The sequence below is a fragment of the Streptomyces sp. NPDC059832 genome, from assembly GCF_042731715.1.
Lineage (GTDB): Bacteria > Actinomycetota > Actinomycetes > Streptomycetales > Streptomycetaceae > Streptomyces.
The window spans coordinates 111,721-132,621 of sequence record NZ_JBHWIY010000012.1; the positions used below are offsets into that span (position 1 = coordinate 111,721).

General features: G+C 71.6%; 18 protein-coding genes and 3 pseudogenes. 13 read left to right on the forward strand and 8 right to left on the reverse strand.

Going from position 1 to position 20,901, the window contains the following annotated elements:
• Nucleotides 1–73 precede the first annotated feature (73 nt).
• Nucleotides 74–574 (forward strand): nucleoside deaminase, encoded by a 501-nt coding sequence (locus ACFV8T_RS22485; protein WP_385330468.1) that lies wholly within the window; start codon nt 74–76, stop codon nt 572–574.
• Between the two features lie 197 nt (nt 575–771).
• Nucleotides 772–942 (forward strand): annotated as a pseudogene (locus ACFV8T_RS22490) (NCS1 family nucleobase:cation symporter-1); the annotation flags it as partial.
• Here ACFV8T_RS22490 and ACFV8T_RS22495 read toward each other — a convergent pair.
• A complete protein-coding gene (locus ACFV8T_RS22495; protein WP_385330478.1) occupies nt 930–1,325 on the reverse strand; it encodes a hypothetical protein in 396 nt (131 codons plus the stop codon). The pseudogene ACFV8T_RS22490 and the gene ACFV8T_RS22495 sit on opposite strands and share 13 nt — an antisense overlap.
• 194 nt (nt 1,326–1,519) lie before the next feature.
• On the opposite strand from ACFV8T_RS22495, the gene ACFV8T_RS22500 reads away from it, so the two are divergent.
• Nucleotides 1,520–2,509, forward strand: coding sequence for a CehA/McbA family metallohydrolase (locus ACFV8T_RS22500; protein ID WP_385330123.1), 990 nt, complete (start codon nt 1,520–1,522; stop codon nt 2,507–2,509).
• 48 nt (nt 2,510–2,557) lie between these two features.
• Here ACFV8T_RS22500 and ACFV8T_RS22505 read toward each other — a convergent pair whose 3' ends face one another.
• Entirely contained in the window at nt 2,558–4,600 is a 2,043-nt protein-coding gene (locus ACFV8T_RS22505; protein ID WP_385330125.1) for a prolyl oligopeptidase family protein, read from the reverse strand.
• Nucleotides 4,601–4,661: 61 nt separating this feature from the next.
• Nucleotides 4,662–5,624 carry a helix-turn-helix domain-containing protein gene (locus ACFV8T_RS22510; RefSeq protein ID WP_385330127.1) on the reverse strand — a complete coding sequence of 321 codons (963 nt, stop codon included), beginning with the start codon at nt 5,622–5,624 and terminating at the stop codon, nt 4,662–4,664.
• A 91-nt stretch (nt 5,625–5,715) separates the two neighbouring features.
• Between ACFV8T_RS22510 and ACFV8T_RS22515 the strand changes: the two genes are divergently transcribed.
• A complete protein-coding gene (locus ACFV8T_RS22515; protein ID WP_385330130.1) occupies nt 5,716–9,945 on the forward strand; it encodes a S8 family serine peptidase in 4,230 nt (1,409 codons plus the stop codon).
• 264 nt (nt 9,946–10,209) lie between these two features.
• Here the strand turns inward: ACFV8T_RS22515 and ACFV8T_RS22520 are convergent, their stop codons facing one another.
• Entirely contained in the window at nt 10,210–10,458 is a 249-nt protein-coding gene (locus tag ACFV8T_RS22520; protein WP_385330132.1) for a hypothetical protein, read from the reverse strand.
• A 146-nt stretch (nt 10,459–10,604) separates the two neighbouring features.
• Here ACFV8T_RS22520 and ACFV8T_RS22525 point away from each other — a divergent pair, with 146 nt between their 5' ends.
• The gene (locus ACFV8T_RS22525) at nt 10,605–11,357 is read left to right on the forward strand and encodes a DUF4118 domain-containing protein (protein WP_385330135.1); all 753 of its coding nucleotides are present in this window, start codon (nt 10,605–10,607) and stop codon (nt 11,355–11,357) included.
• Between the two features lie 153 nt (nt 11,358–11,510).
• Here ACFV8T_RS22525 and lysA read toward each other — a convergent pair whose 3' ends face one another.
• Together lysA and ACFV8T_RS22535 are read right to left on the reverse strand one after the other, a co-directional pair.
• Nucleotides 11,511–12,890, reverse strand: a complete 1,380-nt coding sequence (gene lysA, locus ACFV8T_RS22530; protein WP_385330137.1) for a diaminopimelate decarboxylase — start codon at nt 12,888–12,890, stop codon at nt 11,511–11,513.
• A 17-nt stretch (nt 12,891–12,907) separates the two neighbouring features.
• Nucleotides 12,908–13,336, reverse strand: coding sequence for an SAV_915 family protein (locus ACFV8T_RS22535; protein ID WP_385330140.1), 429 nt, complete (start codon nt 13,334–13,336; stop codon nt 12,908–12,910).
• 249 nt (nt 13,337–13,585) lie between these two features.
• Between ACFV8T_RS22535 and ACFV8T_RS22540 the strand changes: the two genes are divergently transcribed.
• From ACFV8T_RS22540 to ACFV8T_RS22565, 6 genes and pseudogenes are all read left to right on the forward strand, one after another.
• Nucleotides 13,586–14,011 carry a hypothetical protein gene (locus ACFV8T_RS22540; RefSeq protein ID WP_385330143.1) on the forward strand — a complete coding sequence of 142 codons (426 nt, stop codon included), beginning with the start codon at nt 13,586–13,588 and terminating at the stop codon, nt 14,009–14,011.
• Nucleotides 14,012–14,151: 140 nt separating this feature from the next.
• Nucleotides 14,152–15,255, forward strand: coding sequence for a PLP-dependent cysteine synthase family protein (locus tag ACFV8T_RS22545; RefSeq protein ID WP_385330146.1), 1,104 nt, complete (start codon nt 14,152–14,154; stop codon nt 15,253–15,255).
• Complete coding sequence (locus ACFV8T_RS22550) at nt 15,252–16,541, forward strand: MFS transporter (protein WP_385330149.1); 1,290 nt, start codon at nt 15,252–15,254, stop codon at nt 16,539–16,541. Before ACFV8T_RS22545 ends, ACFV8T_RS22550 begins: the two co-directional genes overlap by 4 nt.
• Before the next feature lie 129 nt (nt 16,542–16,670).
• The gene (locus ACFV8T_RS22555) at nt 16,671–16,964 is read left to right on the forward strand and encodes a hypothetical protein (RefSeq protein WP_385330152.1); all 294 of its coding nucleotides are present in this window, start codon (nt 16,671–16,673) and stop codon (nt 16,962–16,964) included.
• Between the two features lie 203 nt (nt 16,965–17,167).
• Nucleotides 17,168–17,410 (forward strand): annotated as a pseudogene (locus ACFV8T_RS22560) (iron chelate uptake ABC transporter family permease subunit); the annotation flags it as partial.
• A gap of 67 nt (nt 17,411–17,477) precedes the next feature.
• A pseudogene (locus tag ACFV8T_RS22565) lies at nt 17,478–17,804 on the forward strand (SIP domain-containing protein); the annotation flags it as partial.
• A 21-nt stretch (nt 17,805–17,825) separates the two neighbouring features.
• On the opposite strand, the gene ACFV8T_RS22570 reads toward ACFV8T_RS22565, so the two are convergent.
• A complete protein-coding gene (locus ACFV8T_RS22570) occupies nt 17,826–18,791 on the reverse strand; it encodes a pirin family protein (protein WP_385330154.1) in 966 nt (321 codons plus the stop codon).
• 178 nt (nt 18,792–18,969) lie between these two features.
• Between ACFV8T_RS22570 and ACFV8T_RS22575 the strand changes: the two genes are divergently transcribed.
• Nucleotides 18,970–19,359, forward strand: a complete 390-nt coding sequence (locus tag ACFV8T_RS22575) for a M48 family metallopeptidase (protein WP_266430303.1) — start codon at nt 18,970–18,972, stop codon at nt 19,357–19,359.
• A gap of 113 nt (nt 19,360–19,472) precedes the next feature.
• Nucleotides 19,473–19,979, forward strand: a complete 507-nt coding sequence (locus ACFV8T_RS22580) for a GNAT family N-acetyltransferase (RefSeq protein ID WP_385330157.1) — start codon at nt 19,473–19,475, stop codon at nt 19,977–19,979.
• A gap of 137 nt (nt 19,980–20,116) precedes the next feature.
• Here ACFV8T_RS22580 and ACFV8T_RS22585 read toward each other — a convergent pair whose 3' ends face one another.
• Complete coding sequence (locus ACFV8T_RS22585) at nt 20,117–20,890, reverse strand: CbtA family protein (RefSeq protein ID WP_385330160.1); 774 nt, start codon at nt 20,888–20,890, stop codon at nt 20,117–20,119.
• Nucleotides 20,891–20,901: the final 11 nt, after the last annotated feature.

Here is a 20,901-nt window from a genome sequence, read left to right on the forward strand (position 1 = left end):
GTACGGCCGCGTCCGGCCCGCCGCGGGCCACCGCCCGCCCCACACCCACCGCCCCCCGCACCGGAGGACCCCCATGGACTTCGCCCAGCGCACCATCGACATCGCCCGCAAGAACGTGGAAGAGGGTGGACGCCCCTTCGCCACCGTCATCGTCAAGGACGGCGAGATCCTCGCCGAGAGCCCCAACAGGGTGGCCCAGACCAACGATCCCACCGCCCATGCCGAGATCCTCGCCATCCGGGAGGCCTGCCGGAGGCTCGGCACGGAGCACCTGGTCGGCGCGACCATCTACGTGCTCGCCCACCCCTGCCCGATGTGCCTGGGGTCGCTGTACTACTGCTCCCCCGACGAGGTCGTCTTCCTCACCACCCGCGACGCCTACGAGCCGCACTACGTGGACGACCGCAAGTACTTCGAACTCGACACGTTCTACGGCGAGTTCACCAAGGACTACACCCAACGGCGACTGCCCATGCGCCACGAGCCGCGCGACGCCGCCGTGGATGTGTACCGGCTGTGGCAGGAGCACAACGGCGGAAGCCGCCGCGTCCCCGGCGCACCGACCTCGGCGTAACCGCGCGGAGCGCTTCCACCGCTCCCCCACATGCAGAAACACATCCCACACGTGCAGAACCACAACACCCCGAAGTGGGTAGTTCCAAACCCTTGACGGTGGAGTTGGCGAAAACCACGTTCCGATCAATGGAAGTTCACTTCCATTCTGCGGAAATTCCAGAGCGTTCCCCCTTTCGCCACTCCCCGGAGCTCCCTATGGCTGCCGTGGATGACCGATCGACCGTGGACACCAACGGCGCTGCCAGTTCTGGTCTGTACACGTACGATCTCGCCCCGACGAAGAAGGAAGGGCGCTGCTGGGGCGCCTACAACGTCTTCACCCTCTGGGCCAACGATGTACACAGCCTCGGGAATTACGCATTCGCCAGGGATGCCCCGGCTCCGCCGAGTGCGCCGAAGACGGCAATGGCGCGGCGTCGCTCGACGGGGTCGGTGAAGGCGGTCGCGACAAGTGCGAGCGCAGAGGCGGCCAGCAGGGCGGCGAAGGCGCCCTGGACGGCGCGGGCCGCGAAGAGGGCCTGTGCGGTGGGCGCCACGCCGGCCGCGGCGGAGGCGACCGTGTAGGCGGTGACCACCCAGGGGCGGTCGCCGTCACTCATGTCCAGTTCGGTCTGCGAGGACGGCAGGGCCACGTTCACGATCGTGCCGTCCAGCAGGATCATCAGCTGGGCCAGGCCAAGAACGCACAGCGCCCACCAGCGCTTGGGGCGCCGGAGCGGGAGGCTGTGGAGCATTGTGGGACCAGGCATGACTTTCCTGTATGCCAAATGGACGCGCTGCGGCAACGCAGGTTCCTGTCCCAGCCCCGATGCGGGCGACATGGGCCCATGCACCGCAACGAATGGGATACGAAAATCTCCGGTGACCGGCCTGATCCCGAGGCCGGGGTGGCAGGCTGGGAGCTGGGAGTGGCTAGCACGCTTCGAACCAGTAGGGGGAACACATGCCGGAGTCGGAGTTTCCGCCCACGCGCGTGGCGGGCCGGGGTCGCGGTTGGTACCGAGGTGACTGTCACGTGCATTCGGTGCACTCGGACGGGAGCCTGACGCCGGAGCAACTCGCGGCCGGTGCCCGTGCGGCGGGCCTGGATTTCCTGGCGACCACCGAACACAACACCTCCGGGGCGCACGGTGCCTGGAACCGGCACGTCGGCGACGATCTCCTGGTGATCCTCGGCGAAGAGGTCACTACCCGGACCGGGCACTGGCTCGCGCTGGGTATCGGCCCCGGACAGGTGGTCGACTGGCAGTACGGTCTGCGGGACGATCGGGTCGGCCGCCATCTGGACGAGGTCCATCGAGCCGGTGGGCTGTGCGTGGCGGCCCATCCACACGCACCGTACGCCTCGGGCACGTTCATGTACCCGTACCAGGGCTTCGACGCGGTCGAGGTGTGGAACGGGCAGTGGAGCTCGGACGTGCCGTGGAATGCCGACAACGAGGCAGCCCTGGCCGAGTGGGGGCGCGGCCTGGCCGCGGACATCCACCAGGGACGATGGCGTCCGGCGATGGGCAACAGCGACACACATCTGGCGGACCAGATCGGGATCCCGCACACCGTCGTGCTGGCCGAGGAATTGGGCACCGAAGCGATCCTCGCCGGAATCCGGACCGGCCGGAGCTGGATCGCCGAATCGGCCGCTGTGGACCTGTCGTTCACGGTCTCGGCCGGTGACCGCAGCGCCGGAGTCGGTGAGCGGCTGAGGACGGGTGACGCACCGGCCGAAGTGAGGGTGGACGTACGCGGTGTGCCCTCGGGCACGGTCAGCTTTCACACCGAGCGGGGAAGGGCACACCACGCGTCGTTGCCCGGGTCGGGAACGGGCGCCGTGGAATGGTGCATCGGCACGGCCGAGTCGGCCTTCGTCCGTGTCGAGGTGCGCCATCCCGACGGGCGCATGGCGGCGCTCAGCAACCCGGTCGTCCTGATCTGAGGGAGCGGCGTTGTCCGGCAGATCGGCTGGAGGACGCGTCCTGTCCGGTCAGCCCGAGGCCGGCCGCACCGGTGGTGCGAGGTGCTGCCACAGGAAGGTGTGCACCAGGGCCTCGTTGTGGGCGGACTGTTCGTTGTCGCTGGCGCCCGCGTGGCCACCGCCGGTGTTCTCGTGGAAGAGGACCGGGTGACCGAGCTCGCGCAGCCGTGCGGCCGCCTTGCGGGCATGGCCGGGGTGGACGCGGTCGTCACGGGTGGAGGTGGTCAGCAGAACCGGCGGGTAGACCCGGTCCGCGGTGAACTGGTGGTAGGGGGAGATTGCATGGAGGTGGGGGCGATCGGCCTCGGTGTCCGGGTTGCCGTATTCGGCCGTCCAGGACGCGCCTGCGAGGAGCTTGTGGAAGCGGAGCATGTCCAGCAGCGGTACCTGCACGACGATCGCGCCGAACAGGTGCGGGTAGCGGCTGATCATCGCGCCCATGAGCAGGCCGCCGTTGCTTCCCCCCGTGGCGCCCAGCATGGCCGGGGTGGTGACGCCCCGCGCCACGAGGTCCTCGGCGACGGCCGCGAAGTCCTCGTAGGCTCGCGGCCGGTCCGCGCCGAGCGCGGCCTGGTGCCAGTCCGGTCCGTACTCACCGCCGCCCCGGATGTTCGCGATCACGTAGGTGCCGCCGCGCTCCAGCCACGCCCGGCCCGTCACGGCGTCGTAGGAGGGGGTGAGGGAGACCTCGAAGCCGCCGTAGCCGTAGAGCAGGGCGGGGCCGGGGCCGTCGGCGGAATGGGCGGGGCCGATCACGAAGTACGGCACCCGCGTTCCGTCCGGGGAGGTCGCGAAGTACTGCTCGACCGCCAGACCGGTCGTGTCGAAGCGGGCCGGAGCCTGCTTGAGGATCTCCGAGTCGGCGCCGATCCGCCCGTGGTGGAGGGTGGACGGCTGCAGGAACCCCGACACGTCCAGGAAGTACTCGTCGGAGACGTCCGGGTCCGTGTCCACGACCGTGACGGCGGACAGCGCCGGGACGTCCGCGAGCGGGCTGCGTGCCCATCCGCCTTCCGGAGTGGGAGCGAGGACCTCGATGCGGGTGCTGACGTCGTGCATCGTCTCCAGGATCAGATGGTGACGGGTCCAGTGGTGCCCGGACAGAGCCGTCCGCTCGTCCGGGGTGAACAGCACCTTTGCCGTGCGGTCGCCCGCGAGGAAGGCGTCGAAGTCGAACGCCAGCAGGGAGCCCGCCGGCTGTCCGAGCCAGTCGGACTTCAGGGTGACGATCAGATGCCGGCGATGGGCGTAGGCACTGGCGTCTTCGGGAACGTCGATCCTGACGAGCGTGTCGTCCGGGGTCAGCAGGAACATCTCGCTGCGGAAGAAGTCCAGCCACCGGGCGACGAAGTCCCGCTCGAAGCCGGGTGTGGTGTCGTGCCAGGCCCAGGCCGCCACATCTCCCGTCCCGGCCTCGAAGACCTGAGTGGCTTCCTCCAGCGGCGTGCCGCGCCGCCACTTGCGGACCGTGCGCGGATAGCCGGCCTCCGTCAGTGAGCCCGGCCCGAAGTCCGTTCCGATGAAGACGGTGTCGGTGTCGGTCCACCCGATCCGCGTCTTCGCCTCCGCCACCTGGAACCCGTCGTCGACGAAGGCCCGGGTGGCGAGGTCGTACTCACGGACCACGACGGCATCACCACCGTCGCGCGACAGACACACCAGCGCCCGGTCGTGATCGGGCCGGCGCACCCGCGCCCCCGCCCACACCCACCTCTCGTCCTCCGCCGCGGCGAGCGCGTCGACGTCGAGAAGGACCTCCCACTCAGGAGAATCCTTGCGGTACTGCTCCAGCGTCGTGCGCCGCCACACACCACGCGCGTGCCCGGCGTCCCGCCAGAAGTTGTAGAGGAACGCTCCGCGACGAACGGTGTAGGGGATACGGTCCGACGCGTCCAGCACCTCCCTGAGGCTCTCCTTCAGGGAGGCGAATGCGGCGTCGGCGGCCAGTGCCGCCGCCGTCTCGGCGTTCCGCTCGGCCACCCATTCGAGCGCGGCCCCGCCCTCGATGTCTTCCAGCCACAGGTACGGATCTTCATCAATCACACACCGCATTGTGCAGGCACAAAGGGCGCACCGAAACCACATCCGCCCGCACCACGCCCGGCACGAGGGTTCACAGCCAGCCGCGGCGGGCCGCGATCACACCGGCCTGGAAGCGATTGGCGGCGCCGAGGAGGTCGTGCAGGCGGCTGATGCGACGGCGCATGGTGCGGACGGACCAGCCGAGCTGACGGGCTATCGCCTCGTCCTTGAGGCCGCTGACCAGGAGGGTGAGAACGAGTCGGTCCTCCTCGCCGAGGGGGTCCTCCGCGGGGGCGTTGAGGGGCACGGCCTGCTTCCAGCACATCTCCCAGTAGCCGGTGAGGGCGTCCAGCAGGGTGGACGGGCGGATCACCGCGGCACGGACGTCGTCGAGGTCGAGGGAGAGCGGCATCAGGGCGAGCCTGCGGTCGGCGATGGCGAGTTTGATGCCGAGTCCGGGCAGGACACGGGCCTGTTCGCCGTGCCGGACCAGCTCGCGGATGTCGTCGAGGACGCCCGGCCATTCCAGGGCCTCGGGGGCGTAGACCGCGCGGTACCGTACGCCGCGGCCGAGCGCCGTCGCCTCCACCGGGTTGGAGGTGGTCAGGGCGTACGGCGGCCGGTCCAGGGTCATCACGTCCTCGTGGGCCTCCTGTTGAAGGCGGACGAACCAGCGGCCGAGTGCCTCGCTGCCGGTGGTGATCTCCACCTCGTCCTCGTCGGTCGCGCCGGTGCGCGCGGCGGCGAACAGCCGGGACAGTTCGCCGGCCGCCGAACGGACCCTCTCCAGCTCATTGCTCCTGGCCCGCACCAGGGCCTCGACGGCCGCCCCCGGCTCGATCGCGGCGTACCGGCGGCGGGCGCCCGCGAGCCGGCCGACCAGCCCGTGGTCGCGGAGCCGGTCCAGGGCCCTGGCTACGCGCTCGGCCGAGCAGCCGAGGTCCGCGGTGAGTTCGGCGGGCGCCGCCGTCCGCCGGGTCAGGACAGCGCGGTAGACGCTCTCGTCGAACGGATCGATGCCTGCCGCGGTGAGTTGCGACGTCTCGGGAGTCATGGACGGATCGTGGCCCAGTCGTGCCAGCGGCAGCAATGGGCCACGAAGATCAGTTGTGCGGCAAGTGTCCTCACCACTAGGACCTTTACGCATGGCAATGAAGTCACGAAGATCGCGTCATGCCGCTCTCGCCGCCGTTGTTCTCGCCGGCACGTTGGCGGCGACACCGGCCGCCGCCGGCGCGTCCGCCCCCGACCCGTCGCAACGAGTGCTCGTCGAACTGTCCGGGAACCCCGCGGTCACCGCCGCGCCCGGTGGATCGCTGCTGTCCGCCGAGGCCGCCCGCGGCGTCGGCGCCGCCCGCCGCGCGCTCGACGCCCGGCAGGAGACCTTCCTCGGCTCGGCGAGGCACGCCGGGCTGCACCCCTCGGCGACCCGCAAACTGGGCCTGCTCATCGATGCCGTGGCGATGACGGTGCCCGCGTCCGAGGTGGGGCGGCTGTCCTCGCTGCCGGGCGTCACCGCGGTCCGCCCCGACACCCGGGTGCTGACGAAGACGGACGCGAGCGTCCCGCTGATCGGCGCACCCGGCGTCTGGCAGCGCAAGGACCCCGCCGGAAGGCGCGTCACCGGCAGGGGGACCACCGTCGCGATCCTGGACAGCGGGGTGGACTACACCCACCCCGACCTGGGTGGCGGACTCGGCAAGGGCCACAAGGTCGTCGGCGGGCACGACTTCGTCAACGGCGACGAGGACCCGATGGACGACAACGGCCACGGCACCCACGTCGCCGGCATCGTCGCGGGCAGGGCCGCCGGGAAGGGCGGCGTCACCGGCGTGGCCCCCGGCGCGGATCTGCTGGCCTACAAGGTGATGGACGCCGACGGCGCCGGCTACACCTCGGACATCATCGCCGGGATCGAGGCGGCCTCCGATCCGGCCAACCCGCACCGCGCCGATGTCATCAACATGAGCCTCGGCGGCCCCGGCGACGGAACCGACCCGCTGGGCCGCGCCGCGACCGCGGCCGTACGAGCCGGTGTGGTCGTGGTGGCCGCGGCCGGCAACGACGGACCGGGAGCGGGGACGGTCAACAGCCCCGGCACGGCCGACGGTGTGGTCTCGGTCGGCGCGTCGACGAGCAATCTGCGGCTGCCCAGCGCCTATCTGGCGGGCCGGAAGCCCGAGTTGATCCAGAGTTACCGCGGGATCCTGTCCGCGAACCCGCCGGAGCGGCCCGTCACGGCGCCGCTCGTCGATGTCGGCGAGGGCACCGCCGAGGACTGGAAACGGGTCGGCGACGTACGCGGAAAGATCGTGCGGGCGCAGCTGCTCGTCGCCGCCGACGCCCGGTACCTGACGGCGAGCGCCGTGGAGTGGGCGCAGGAGGCGGAGAAGCGTGGCGCGATAGCCGTGCTGGCCGGGCTGCCCTCCAACGACGGCCCGGTGTTCGTCGCCGGAGCACCGGGAGAGGTCCGGCCGCCGGAGGTGAACCCCGAGCCGGGAGTCGCCCAGGCGCCGGCTTCGCCCGCGCGGATCGACGCCTCCGGCGACTCGCTGCGCATGGACCGCCTGGTGGTCATGGGCATCGACTCGACCCAGTACACGGAGTTGAGCGCCCGGCTCGCCGCCGGGAAGGTGTCGGTGACGCTGCGCGGCACCGACACCACCGACCGGATCGCCTCGTTCTCCTCACGCGGTCCCTCCCAGGACTTCGGTCTGAAGCCCGATCTGGTCGCACCGGGCGTGGAGATCCGCTCCACCGTGCCCAAGTCGCTGTACGGGCCCGGCCAGTACCGCATGTCGGGCACGTCGATGGCGGCCCCGCACGTCGCCGGTGCCGCGGCCCTGCTGCGCCAGCTGCACCCCGGCCGGACGCCCGCCGAGATCAAGGCCGAACTGATCGGCACCGCGAAGCCGCTGAGCGGCACCGGGCCCACGACGCAGGGCTCGGGCAGACTCGATGTGGCCGCGGCCGCCTCCGCCACGGTCAGCGCCTCACCGGCCTCGGTGTCGTTCGGGCTCGCCGATCTGTCCCGGCGTCACGTCGGCGGCACCGCGAAGGTGACGCTGCGGAACTCCGGCAAGCGCCCGGTCACGGCCTCGCTGCGGACCGACGGTCCGGCCACCGTCTCGCCGAAGCGGGTCACCGTACCGCCCGGGAGGAGCGCGACCGTCACAGTCTCGCTGCGCGTCGCCCGGCCCGCTGCCGACACCGCGATCAGCGGTCGTCTCACGGCGACTCCCGACCGGGGACCGGCGATCGGGGTGCCCTATCTGCTCGCCGTCCGGCACCTGGCCGTGCAGGCCGCGCCCGACCCGAGCGACGGCCACTCGACCGTGCACATCGCCGCGCCGACCCGGCTGGCCGCACCGCCGGTCGTCACCGTCACCCCGCCGCACGGCAAGGCCGTCCAGTACCTCTCCACCCTCGATCCGGCCAACGGCTACTACCGGGCCGAGGTGACCGGCGACGTGGCTGGTGCCTACCGGGTCTCGGTACGCGGCACCGCAGGCACCGGACAGCGGCTCACCGGCACCGGCGCCTTCGAGGTCACCCCGGTCGACAGCCGCGGGGACCGCTGGCAGCCGGTCGGCCCCAACAGCGAGGCCGGTGCCGTCGCCCTCTCGTCGAGCCGGCCGAAGCAGGCCGTCCTCACCCAGTACCAGAAGGCGGCTCCCTGGCTGACCACCGACAACGGCGCCTCCTGGCGCCAGTTGGGCCGGCTGCCGGTCGCGGACGGCACGGGTCCGCTCGTGGTGGACGCGAGGAATCCCGACCGCTGGTGGTACGCGGTGAACAGCGTCCACGACGGCAGTCGCCGGGGCGCCGTCCTGCGCACCGATGACAACGGCCGTACCTGGCGCACACTCGATGTCCCGGACACCCGCATCGCGGCGCTCGCCGCCGATGAACGGACCCGCACCCTGGTCGCGGTCACCTCGGACGCCCTGCTGGTCAGCACGGACGCGGGCGACCACTGGACGACGTATCCGACCGGTGTCACCGGCGCCATCACCGCCGCCGTCATCACCGGTGACACCCTCTACATGACGACGTATCACGGCGTCTGGGCCCGCTCCGGCATCGGCTCGGGCGACCCCGGCGACGCCCGCCTGCTGTTCACCTCGTCCGACGGGACCGTCGGCGGGGCGGCCGCCGACTCCTCGGTCGTGGCGGTGTACGTCACGGGCCGGGGCGTCGTCGGTTCCCATGACGGCGGGGAGACCTGGACCACCTTGCTGCCCATGACGGAGGGCGGCCTGCGCCTGACCGTCTCGGGTGACGACCTGTACCTGAGTACGCTGTCCGGCAGCGGCCGTCTCAGCCGCGACCACGGGCACACGTGGACCGAGGTCGCCGGGCCGTCGCGCGCGGCGGTCCCGGTGGACTACGACCGCTGGGCCGACGGTTCCGTCACCGTCTCCAGTGAGCAGGACGGTCTCTACCGGGGTGCCGCGGACGGCACCGGGTACCGGCGGATCGGCGTCCAGGGACTGACCGTCAACGATCTCGCGGTCAGCGACGGCCATCTGCTCGCCGCCACCGACAGCGCGGTCTTCCGGACCGCCCTTCCCGTCGCGAACCCGGAGTGGGGCCGGTCGGGCGGCGAGGGCAGGAGGGGCGTCGGCGTCCCGCAACTCGCCGTGTCGGCCAAGGATCCGAAGGTGATCTGGAAGGTCCGGCGCACCGCGTTCGGCGCGTTCACCGTCGAGCGCAGCGGGGACGGCGGTGCCACCTGGGAGAAGAGGGGCACTTCGGCGGAGGTGCCGACGGCGCTGCTGGTCCACCCCGCCGACCCGAACCGGGTGATGGTCGGCTTCCGGAGCCTTCTGGGCGAGGGGCTGTTCGCCACCAGCGACGGTGGCGCGACGTGGAAGAACCTCTACCACGACCGCGCCTTCGGCACCATCGTGGGCGATCCGGCAAATCCGCTGCGCCTGTGGCTCGGCAACACCGACGGTCTCTACCGTTCGGACGACGGCGGGGTGACCGTCAGCAAGGTCGCCGACGGCCCGGTGACCGCGATCGACCTCGACGGCCGGCGTCTCGTCATCGGCGGCGAGAGCGTCCGCGTCAGTACCGACGGCGGCCGGACCTTCCGCACCGCGGACACCGGTGCTCTCGCGATCCATGTCTCCGACCTGCTCCGGGTGAAGGACACGTTGTACGCGGCCACCACCAGCTCCGGGGACAGCGGCCTGCTGCAAGGCGGCCGCGGCGTACTGCGCAGCACCGACCGCGGTCTGAGCTGGCACAACATCTCCACCGGCCTGCAGAACACCGACACCACCAAACTGGCCGCGAGTCCGGACGGCCGCACGCTCTACGTCGGCACCATCGACGGCGGCGTGCACCGTCTCGACCTGCGCCACTGATCATCGCGTACGCGGGGCGCCCGGACGGAATCCCCGTCGGGGCGCCCCGCGGTCGCTTCGGCGCCTTCCGGCCGTGGCGGCGCTCGCCAGGCCGGGCAGAACCAGTGATCAAGGAGCGGGTCAGTGCGGATGGAACGACATCCCGGCCCTGACCCGCCACGCCCGCCGCACAGGATGGAACATCCGAGTCGAGTCCCCCGGTCTGCCACGACGTCTGCTCCTTGCGGCCGGGCCCTTCCCGACGTGCCTGACGGACTCCGCTCCTCAGCTGCCGATGCTCCCCGAGCCCGGACCCAGGATCGCCGGGGTGCGACGCTTCCGGAAACGCCGCTCGAAAGCGGCGATGAACACCGACGGCGCTGTCGAGGAGGAGGACTGCTCCAGTACGCCGTCGCCGTCGACGTAGAAGAGGGCACGGCCGATCGCCATTTCGCCGCGGGGCGCGGGCACGTAGACCATCCGGCCGGTGCTGAACCGGTCGGCCACAACGGGCTGGAAGCCGGCCCCGTCCATCCGCCGCGTTCGATCACCTGGGGGCTGTCCCGTAATCCCTGGCGTCGCACGCCCGCCAGGGACTACGGGACAGCCCCCAGCCGGGGCCCGGCTACCGCTTCCGGCTGCGAAGGAGCATCGTGGAAGTCAGACCTCAGGAGGCAGGCATGTCCGGTTTCCCCCTGCGGGACAGCATGGCCGTGGCCGCTGCCCTGGTCTGCCCGCCCGCCGTCGCCGGGCTGCTGGTGCCCTTCCGTACGGACCTCACCAGCACCAACACGGCACTGATCCTCGTCGTGGTCGTCGTGGCGGTCGCCGCCATCGGAAACCGGGTGGCAGGCGCGCTCGCCGCGCTTTCGGCCGCCGTCTGGTTCGACTTCTTCCTCACCGTGCCGTACGAGCGTTTCACCATCGACAAAGGCGACGACATCCAGACGGCCGTACTGCTCCTGGTGGTCGGCCTGGTCGTCTCGCAGCTGGCGGCGCGGGCCCGACGGCTGCGGGTGGTCGCCATCACCGACGCGGGTCACCTGGCCACGATCCACGACACCGCTCAGCTGGCGCAGTCCACGAGTTCCCCCGACGCGGTGGTCGACCATGTCCGGGGCGAGCTGACCCGGCTGCTCGGGCTGAAGGGCTGCCGGTTCGAGTACGGAACGCTCCTGGGGCACCCGCCGCGGCTGGAACAGGACGGCGACGTGGTCGTCGGGCGGCGCACGTGGGACATGGCACGGAGGGGCTGGCCGCAGGAGGAGATCGAGCTGCGCGCGACCGGCAACGGCCACTACTACGGCAGGTTCATGCTCACGCCGACGCCCGGCGCGGAACCCGCCTCGTTGCAGGCGAGACTGGTGGCGGTGACCCTGGCCGACCAGGCGGGGGCGGCCATGGCGACGACCGGCCCGAAGGAACACGGCTGACGGGGCGCGGCGCGTTCGGGTCCGCGGCCTGCCGCGAGATCCGGACGGCATCGCGAGGACTTCGCCGTCGGGGGGAAAAGGACAGCCGGCACGGGGACGGGCGGCGTCGCGGGCCCAGGTGCCATCGGCTCGGAGGGCCCGCGTGCCATCGGCTCAGAGACCGATGTCGCGGCCATTGATGTCGGCGAGGGATTCGCGGCGGACCAGCAGCCGCGCGCGGCCGTCCGCGACGGCGACGACCGGCGGGCGGCCGACCGCGTTGTAACTGGATGCCATGGACAGGTGGTAGGCGCCCGCGACCGGGACGGCCACCAGGTCCCCGGGGCGGATGTCGCCGGGCATGGTCGCATCGGCGGCGAGGACATCGCCCGCCTCGCAATGCCGGCCGACGACGGTCGCCGTGCAGGGCCCGGCCGTCGAGCGCCGGCCGATGAGCCGGGGTGCGTAACGTACGCCGTACAGGGCGGGCCTCGGGTTGTCGCTCATTCCGCCGTCCACGGCCACGAAGATCCGGTCGCCGGTCCGTTTCACCGCGAGCACCCGGTAGAGGGCCACGCCCGCGGGCCCGACCAGCGCACGGCCGGGCTCGATGGTGAGCCGGGGTACGGGGAGGCCGGCCGCGGTGCAGCTCGTGGCCAGTTCCCGGCGGATGCGGGCGCCGAGGGACGGTATGTCGAGCGAGGTCTCGCCCGGCCGGTAGGCGACCGCGTGCCCGCCGCCGAGGTCCAGCTCCGGCAGGACGATTCCGTGCTGGTGGCGGATCTGGGCGAGCAGCCCGACGACCCGTCGCAGCGCGGTCAGGTAGGGCTTGACCGTGGTGATCTGCGAACCGATGTGGCAGTGCAGTCCGACGAGTTCCAGCCGTGGCTGGTCGAGGATCCGCGCGACGGCGTGCTGGGCGCTCCCGTCGGTGATCGACAGCCCGAACTTCTGGTCGTCCGTGCCGGTGCGGATCGCGGCGTGACTGCCCGCGCTCACACCCGGAACCACCCGTACCAGCACCTTCTGGCGGGCGCCGTCCGGGACGAGCGCGGAGAGCCGGGCGATCTCCCACGCGCTGTCGATGACGATCCGCCCGACCCCCAGGCGCAGCGCGGCGTCCAGGTCGTGCGGACTCTTGGCGTTGCCGTGCAGCACGATGCGCTCGGGCGGGAAGCCGGTCGTCACGGCGAATTCCAGCTCGCCCGCGGAGCAGACGTCCAGGCCGAGGCCCTCCTCCTGCACCCAGCGCAGGAGGGCACGGCAGAGGAATGCCTTTGCCGCGTAGACGACGTCGGTGTCCGGGAAGGACCGCAGATAGGTGCGGCAGCGTTCGCGCACCTCGCTCTCGTCCAGGAGATAGACCGGGGTGCCGAACCGCTCGGCCGCCTCCACGAGGGAGACGCCTGCCACCGCGACGTCGTCGCGGGAGGTGAGCCGCGCCGAAGCGGGCCAGACGGACAGGCCTGCCGCGTTGCCCGGCTGCCCGGAGGCCGCGTGCGGCACGGTCGGCACGGGCCTCGGAGCCGAGGGTCCGGGAAGTGTTGTGGTCATGGTGTTCCCCCAGCCGATCAAGAGGTTGATGCAGGAGACAACGACTGTGTTCCGGCCGTGCGGACCACATCGACCGCTCGCAGATTCCGGACCGGCCGGCACTCGCGCTGTGGCGCGGGGGCCGTGCGGCGGGTGAGCCGCGCACAGGAGGCGGCACCGGGACCCGGGACAGCGAGCAGCGGGTCGACGACAAGATCGACGACCCCCAACGGCGCGACGAGGGCGCGTACCGCCGGCTCGGAGAGCCGGATCCAGGTCTGTCGCTGGCCGAGGGTGCGGAGCAGCTGCCGCTCGTGGGTGAAGGCGACGGCGGTACGCGCACCGAGAGGCGTACGGAAGAGGCGGACGCAGTGGCCCGCGGGCCCCGACCGGACCGGAACGAACAGTCCTCCGGTCCGGTTCCGTTGAAGGGGGTCGGGGTCCTCGGCACACTGGTTGTCGTTCATGGCACTCCTCATGGAGACGGGTACATCACCCCGGACTAAGCCGGGGCACACCAGTGACGCTATGCCCGCTCCTACCGGGCCGAACATCTCCGTTAGCGGCCCCTTGACCCCGCACACCCGACCCTTGACGCGCGATTGACGACGGCATCGTCGTCCAGCCCCGCCGAACGCCGCCGGGTCCCGAAATCGCATTGCGGCGAGCCGACCGGCCAGTGTGACTTCCCGTGTTCATTTGGGTACTTTGAGTCAATGATCGGTGCGGCATCGTCCTCCCCGGCGTATCGCCGCATGTGGGACGGCGGCGTGCTCCTCCTACTGCTCTGGCTGGTCTTCCACCTGCTGGGCTGCGCACACAGCCATGGCACGGCGTTCGACACCCATCACGGCCCGACGAACGCGGTTGCCGCGGCCGCCGCTCCTGCGGCGACACCGCCCGGTCCGGCCACGGCGTCGTCTCCCGATCCGGCACCGTGCTGCCCCGAGACGGATCACACGGCGGACTGGATCCGCATCGACGCCCCACCCCCTCCCGCCCCGGGCTGGGCGCTCCCGGTGGAGGTCCGGCCCTGGGCGCCCGCCGTCGCCCTGCCGGGCGACGGGACGGCTCGGGCACCCGATCACGGCCTCCTCGGCGGGCGGTGCATGCTCACGGCCCTGTGCGTGGCGCGGACCTGACCCGGCCCGCACAGCCGCCCACCCGCTTCACACCCGTCCGGCCCGTGCCGGACCGGATCGGGCCGCTGTGTGTCCGCTCCCTGATCCCCCGATGCCCCGACGGCCGCTGCCGGCCCGGGGCGAGGAGCCGTGACATCTTCATGAACATCCCCTCGTACGCCCCTGCCCCGACGTCTGCCCGTGGACCTTCCGATCTGGTGGGCCGCACGCCGGTGCTGTGGATCGGTGAGCCCTTCGCCGACGCCGGCCGTGGTTTCTGGGCCAAGCTCGAAGGCGCCAACCCGGGCGGCATCAAGGACCGCCCCGGCCTGCACATGGTGGCCCGCGCCCGGGAGCGCGGCGATCTGGTCCACGGTGCACCGGTCATCGAATCCTCCAGCGGCACCCTGGGACTGGGCCTGGCCCTGGCCGGGATCGCGTTCGGACATCCGGTCACCGTGGTCTCCGACCCCGGACTCGAACCGGGAATCCGCCGGGCGCTGGTCGCGTACGGCGCCCGCGTCGAGACCGTCACCACCGCGCACCCGGTGGGCGGCTGGCAGCAGGCCCGGCGCGAGAAGGTGGCCGAACTGCTTTCCGGAACCCCCGGAGCGTGGTGCCCCGACCAGTACAACAACCCCGACAACGTGGCGGCCTACGCCCCGTTGGCCGCCGAACTCATCGCGCAACTGGGCCGCGTCGACGTCCTGGTCGCTTCCGTCGGAACCGGCGGCCACTCCGCGGGGGTCTCGGCCGCGCTGCGCCGGACGTTCCCCGACCTGGCGCTGATCGGCGTGGACTCGACCCGTTCGACGATCTTCGGGCAGCCGGCCGGACCGCGGCTGATGCGCGGGCTGGGTTCCAGCATCCACCCGGGCAATGTCGCCTACCCGGCGTTCACCGAGGTCCACTGGGTGGCCCCGGCCGAAGCGGTCCACTCCTGCCGGTCGCTGGCCCGCCACCACTACGCCTCGGGCGGCTGGAGCGTCGGCGCGGTGGCGATGGTCGCCGGATGGGCCGCCCGCACCTGCCCCGCCGGAACAAGGATCGCCGCGATCTTTCCGGACGGACCCCATCGCTATCTCGACACCATCTACAACGACGGCTGGTGCCGGGGCCACAACCTCCTGGACCCCCCGGTGCCGCTGCCGGACGAGCCCGACGAGATCACCGAACCGGGCGAGCGCACCGTGACGTCCTGGACGCGTTGCCGAACGATCACCGGCCCGGCCGTCGTCCCTGCCGTACTTGCGGGTGCCCGGTGAGGCGGCTGCGCGCCCAGGTGCGCTCCTTCGAGCCCGGCCTCCGGCTGCTGATGGTCAACCAGTTCGGCATCAACCTCGGCTTCTACATGCTCATGCCCTATCTCGCCGACCACCTCGCCCACGGCCTCGGCCTGGCCGCGTGGGCGGTCGGTCTCGTCCTGGGCGTACGCAACTTCTCCCAGCAGGGCATGTTCTGGCTCGGCGGGACCCTCGCCGACCGGATCGGCTACAAGCCCATGATCCTGACCGGCTGCGCTCTGCGGACCGGAGCGTTCGCGCTGCTGGCCCTCGCCGACACCGTGCCCGCACTGATCATCGCCTCCGCCGCGACCGGATTCGCCGGCGCCCTGTTCAACCCCGCCGTCCGCGCCTACCTCGCCCAGGGTGCCGGAGAGCGCCGGGTGGAGGCGTTCGCCGCCTTCAACGTCTTCTATCAGGCGGGCATCCTGCTCGGCCCGCTCGCCGGGCTCGCCCTGCTCACCCTCGACTTCCGGGTGGTGTGCGCCGCGTCCGCGACCGTGTTCGGGGTCCTGGCCGTCGTCCAGGCCCGTGCCCTGCCGGCCCGGCGTCCGGCACCGGACGCGGAGCGTACGAGTGGGTGGCGGGGCATCGCGACGGACTGGCGGACGATTCTTCGCAACCGGCCCTTCGTCCTGTTCTCGGCCGCGATGGCCGGCTCGTACCTGCTGGCCTTCCAGGCCTACCTCGCCCTGCCCCTGCAGGCCCGCACCCTGCTGGGCGACGGCAGCGGCACCGCGATGGGTGTGGTCTTCGCCGTCTCCGCCGCGGTCGCGGTCGCCGGTCAGCTCCGGCTGACCGACTGGGCCAGGAAACACCTGGCCCCGCCGAAAGCCATCGCGCTCGGCCTGGCCGTCATGGGCGCCGCGTTCCTGCCCCTGCTGCCCGGCCCGCACCACCGCGGCCACGGACTGACCGCCGTACTCGGGCTCGGGGGCCTGGTGGCGTGCGCGGCGCTGTTGGCCGCGGGGGCCGCGCTGCTGTACCCGTTCGAGATGGACACGCTGGTCCGTCTCTCGGGACAGCGTCTGGTGGCCACCTACTACGGCGCCTACAGCACCGTGGCCGGCGTCGCCGTCGCCCTCGGGAACCTCGCCGTGGGAGCCCTGTTCGACCTGGCCGCCCGTACCCATGCCCCCTGGCTGCCGTGGACGGCGCTGTCCGTGCTCGGCCTCGCCTGTGCCGCCGCCCTGACCGGCCTGCGCCGCACCGGGCACCTGCACCTCGCTCCCGCCGCGGCACCGGCCCAGGCGCCGACCACGGCGTGAGAGCGCAGGGACCGCCGGCCTCGCACCCGTTCCGTGCGAGGTCACCGCCGCCCCGGGAGACGGTCGGCGGTACCGGCTCCGTCGCGCCTACGCCCCGTACTGTGCTCGCACGGCCAGTGCGATCAGGTCGTGGATCAGGAATTCTCCGGGCGCGCGGTTCTCCTTCAGACGGGCGAGGTCGAGGCCGACATCTTCGTCGCCTGGGCCAATACACCCGGAGATGTCGAACACTCCCTCAAGGACGCGCTGTTCAAGCGCTGGAAGCCGATCGCCGCCAAGCGCTACGCCTTCGTCCGGGACGAGGCCATGGGCATGGCCACCAGCGGCCCCTCCGTGCTCTCCATTCCCTGGGCGATCGAACGCTACGTACCGATGCTCGCCGACGCCGTCGCGGGCAGGGGCAACACCGGCGCGGACTCCTGACCGTCGGCCGCCGCTCCGCAGGTGACGCCATTCTCAAGGACAACCATGAAAACCCCTCACCCCCGGGTGACCCCGCCACCGGTGCAGAGCGTGATGCGCCGGGCCCCCGCCTCGGCGCGGGCCCGGCCCGGCGCGACCGGTCCCGCTTGCTGATCCTTCTGACCGCCGCCGCGCTGCTGCTCGTCGTGGCCGTCCTCAGCGTCATGGTCGGCGCCCGTTCCATCGCGCCCGGCACGGTCTGGGACGCGCTGTTCCACTTCAACGACTCCGATGAGCATGCGATGGTGCGCGAGTTGCGGGTGCCGCGCACCGTGATCGGCCTCGTCGTCGGCGCGGCCCTCGGCCTCAGCGGCGCGCTGATCAAGGCGTTCACCCGTAACCCCCTGGCCGATTCCGGCATTCTCGGCGTCAACGCGGGCGCGAGCCTCGCTGTGACCTTCGCCGTCGCCGTACTCGGGTTCACCGCCGCGAGCCAGTTCATCTGGTTCGCGCCGGCCGGCGCCTTCGGCCCGAGGCAACGGCACCAGCCGCCCGGCCGAGCTCGTGAGCGCCGCGATCCCGCCCGGGACGGATCTGACGGGCGGATACGTATGGGTCGCCGGACGGACCAACGCCCTTCGCTCCGTGCGCCGTTACCTTCGCAAGGACCTGAAGCTCCCCGTGAAACGCTTCAAGGTCGTCGGCTACTGGGTGCCGGATGCCGAGACCTGGACCGAACGGTACGAAGCGCTGCCCGCCGCGGTGCGTTCCGAGCTGGACGCCCTCCGGGACGACCCGGTCGACGAGGCCGAGGACCTCACCATCCGGTACGAGTCCCGCCTCAGCGACTTCGGCCTCTGAAAACCCGGCGTCACCGACCGGTCAACGCACCCGCCCTCGTGGTTTCAGCGCCACGGGCGGCAGTTCGGGGGCCGGCAGCCGGTCGCCGTCGTAGCCGTGGACCTCGCCGAAGCGGGATCCGCCCATCCACCCCCTCCGCGCCTCCTCGATCTCCTCGTGGGACCGTCCGACGAAGTTCCACCACATGACGATCTCCTCCTCGAACGGCTCGCCGCCGAGGAGCATGAGGCCCGCGTCGGTGTCCCCGCGCAGGGGGAGTTCGGTACGGCCGCAGCCGAGGTAGAGCATCGAACCGGGAAGCACGGGCACGCCGTCGACCTCGGCCTGACCGGACATGGTGAGCACCGCGTACTCGAAGTCCGGGTCGAGCGGCAGCCTGGCCTCGGCACCGGCGGTCAGGGCGATGTCGGCGCCGACGATCGGGGTGTACGCGGTGCCGGGCGAGGTGGCGCCGTCGAGCTCGCCCAGGATCAGGGTGGCGGTGAGACCCGGGGCCGAGACGGCCGGCAGGTCGGTGTGGTGCTGGAAGTGGGGCTCGACGTGGCGGTGGGCCTCGGGCAGCGCGACCCAGAGCTGGGCGCCGTGCAGAAACCTCGCGTGGGACTTCGGGCTCTCCTCGGAGTGGCTGATGGCCCGGCCGGAGGTCATCAGGCCCAGTTCGCGCGGACGGATCGTACGGAGACTGCCGAGGCTGTCCCGGTGCAGGACCTCGCCGTCGTGCAGCCAGCTGACCGTCTGCAGACCCATGTGAGGGTGGGGCGGCACCTGCATCCCGGGTTCGCCCGCGATGTCGTCGGGGCCGTAATGATCGACGAAGGCCCAGGCACCGACCATCCGGCGGCCCAGGTTGGGCAGCAATCTGCGGACCTCGGTGGACTCGCCCAGCCGGACACGGCGGGGGGTGAGGAGTTCGCGTACGGGCTCGGCGACGACGAAGCCACGTCCCCCGCAGACGGAGAGTGCGGCCTGGCGATCGAGATTGCTCATGGCGCTCAACCTATTCCTGTGCGGGGCCGGGGATGACGGTACCCACGCCGACACTTTAGTGGAATATTCAACCACCATGCCGTGTTGCGGCCATTGCGGGGTGACCGGGCGGGAGCCGGGTCAGTGGCTGGACGGAGCCGGGCGCGATCCGGGGACGGTCCATGACGGAGGAGATCAAGTGAGCGACACCTACTACGAGTTCGGCACGGCTGCCGACCGCTGGAACCGTGCGCAGATGTTCTTCGAGGCGAAGGAGTACATGACCGCGGCCCGGATCCTGGAAGGGCTGGTCGAGGAGGTCCCGGAGCAGGTGTCGCCGCGTCTGCTGCTGGCCCGGACCTACTACCACTCGGCACGGCTCGGCAGGGCCGAGGCGGAGCTGCGGGCGGTGCTGGAGCGCGACCCGGTGGAGCACTACGCGCGGCTGATGCTCGGCCGCACGCTTGAGCGCCAGGGTCGGAGCGCGGAGGCGGCCGGTCATCTGCGGATGGCGGCGGTGTTCTCCGGAGACTTCGACTTCGACTCCGGTTCAGGCGGGACGAGCTCCCCGGAGCCTTCCACCGGGTGAGCCCGGGAAGGTCCCGACGGGGTCGCGCCCGACGCCTCCGGCCGGTGAGATCCCGGCCGGAGCATTCAAATTCGGATGCCGGCCGCCCGTCCCGCGTGATACCTCACTCGCTCATGACCGACCTAGAGACCCCACGCCTCCTGCTCCACCCGATGAACGCCTCCGACGCCTTGCATGTGAGGGCGGGCACACCGGGGGACGGGGCGCACTGGGCGCCCGGCTACCCCTCCCCCGGCGAGAGGGCCGCGGCCGAGCGCTTTCTCGACACCTGCGCGAGCACCGGTGATCCCAGCCCCTTCGGTTCGTACGAGATACGCCGCCGCGAGGACGGCCAGGTGATCGGCGGGATGGGGTTCCACGGCGCGCCCGACGAGAACGGGAACGTCACGATCGGTTATGGCCTCGTCCCCTCGGCCCGGGGGATGGGCTACGCCTCCGAGGCCTTGCGCGCCCTGCTCCGGTTCGCCCGCGAGCAGGGTGTGAGCCGTGTGCACGGTGACGCCGACCTGGACAACATCGCGTCGCAGCGCGTCATGGAGGCCGTCGGTATGCGCCTGGTGAAGGAGGACGGGACATTGAAGTACTACCGGATCGACTGGGGCCCGCGGGCCGAGGAGTGAGCCGGAGGCCGCCGGGCCCGCGGTGACGGGTCCGGCCGTCGGCCCGGCCCGTGCACGGCGGACGACGGAACCCCGCCGGGAGCTCCCGGCGGGGTTCCGGTCGACGGCCTGCCCGCGTATGCCGTGTGCGGTGCCGGTCAGCCGGCCGCAGTGGCCGCCCGGTTCGCGCCGCTGTTCGCGGCCGTGGCGGTGCCGGCTCCCGGTACGAGAAGCCGGTCCGTCAGATAGCCGAAGAAGAGGCCGAAGGCCGCCCAGAGGGTGGCCTGCACGGCGAGGGTGCTCAGACGGAACTCCCACAGCAGGGCGGCCGGGAAGTCCTTGCCGACTTCGTTGTACGAGGGCAGGAACACATAGGCGAGCCCGATCACCAGGACGTAGGCGGCGGATGCCGCGATCGTCGCGTTCCAGTTGCCCAGACGGGGAGCCAGCCGTCTGCCGAGGATGACCGCGGCGACGGCCAGCAGCACACTGAGGGCGACCATCAGGAAGAACAGGGCGGTACGTCTGCCGATGGTGTCGGGATTGCCGACGGCCGGCGGGTTGGCCGGGTACTTCAGGAACGGCACGACGTACACCGTCAGCAGGGCCGCACCCGCGATCAGCGCGGCCGTGGCCCGGGGGCCGAATCTGCCGATCCGGCCGAGGGCGTAGCAGAAGACGAGGGCGGCGATGCCGCCGATCGCCACACCGAAGACGAGCACACCGGTGGCGAGGCCGGCGGTGGACTGCATGGTGCGGCTGACCAGTTCCTCGCCGCCGTCGTGGTGATGGCTGTGCGACTCCTCCAGCGCGATGGCCGCGTCCACGCGCGACTCACCGAGGAAGTAGGCGACGAGCAGAGCAAGCGCACCCGCGGCAAGGCCGGCCAGCATGCCGCGGACGAGCAGGGCTCTGACAGATATGGAGTTCATGAGGGTTCCCC

Bases quoted from the DNA above. Each gene is read 5' to 3' on its own strand.
- ACFV8T_RS22495 (WP_385330478.1), bottom strand. From the start codon at position 1,325: ATGCCTGGTCCCACAATGCTCCACAGCCTCCCGCTCCGGCGCCCCAAG.
- ACFV8T_RS22540 (WP_385330143.1), top strand. From the start codon at position 13,586: ATGATCGGTGCGGCATCGTCCTCCCCGGCGTATCGCCGCATGTGGGAC.
- ACFV8T_RS22535 (WP_385330140.1), bottom strand. From the start codon at position 13,336: ATGAACGACAACCAGTGTGCCGAGGACCCCGACCCCCTTCAACGGAAC.
- ACFV8T_RS22520 (WP_385330132.1), bottom strand. From the start codon at position 10,458: ATGGACGGGGCCGGCTTCCAGCCCGTTGTGGCCGACCGGTTCAGCACC.
- ACFV8T_RS22515 (WP_385330130.1), top strand. From the start codon at position 5,716: ATGGCAATGAAGTCACGAAGATCGCGTCATGCCGCTCTCGCCGCCGTT.
- ACFV8T_RS22500 (WP_385330123.1), top strand. From the start codon at position 1,520: ATGCCGGAGTCGGAGTTTCCGCCCACGCGCGTGGCGGGCCGGGGTCGC.
- ACFV8T_RS22570 (WP_385330154.1), bottom strand. From the start codon at position 18,791: ATGAGCAATCTCGATCGCCAGGCCGCACTCTCCGTCTGCGGGGGACGT.
- ACFV8T_RS22580 (WP_385330157.1), top strand. From the start codon at position 19,473: ATGACCGACCTAGAGACCCCACGCCTCCTGCTCCACCCGATGAACGCC.
- lysA (WP_385330137.1), bottom strand. From the start codon at position 12,890: ATGACCACAACACTTCCCGGACCCTCGGCTCCGAGGCCCGTGCCGACC.
- ACFV8T_RS22485 (WP_385330468.1), top strand. From the start codon at position 74: ATGGACTTCGCCCAGCGCACCATCGACATCGCCCGCAAGAACGTGGAA.
- ACFV8T_RS22510 (WP_385330127.1), bottom strand. From the start codon at position 5,624: ATGACTCCCGAGACGTCGCAACTCACCGCGGCAGGCATCGATCCGTTC.
- ACFV8T_RS22545 (WP_385330146.1), top strand. From the start codon at position 14,152: ATGAACATCCCCTCGTACGCCCCTGCCCCGACGTCTGCCCGTGGACCT.
- ACFV8T_RS22525 (WP_385330135.1), top strand. From the start codon at position 10,605: ATGTCCGGTTTCCCCCTGCGGGACAGCATGGCCGTGGCCGCTGCCCTG.
- ACFV8T_RS22585 (WP_385330160.1), bottom strand. From the start codon at position 20,890: ATGAACTCCATATCTGTCAGAGCCCTGCTCGTCCGCGGCATGCTGGCC.
- ACFV8T_RS22505 (WP_385330125.1), bottom strand. From the start codon at position 4,600: ATGCGGTGTGTGATTGATGAAGATCCGTACCTGTGGCTGGAAGACATC.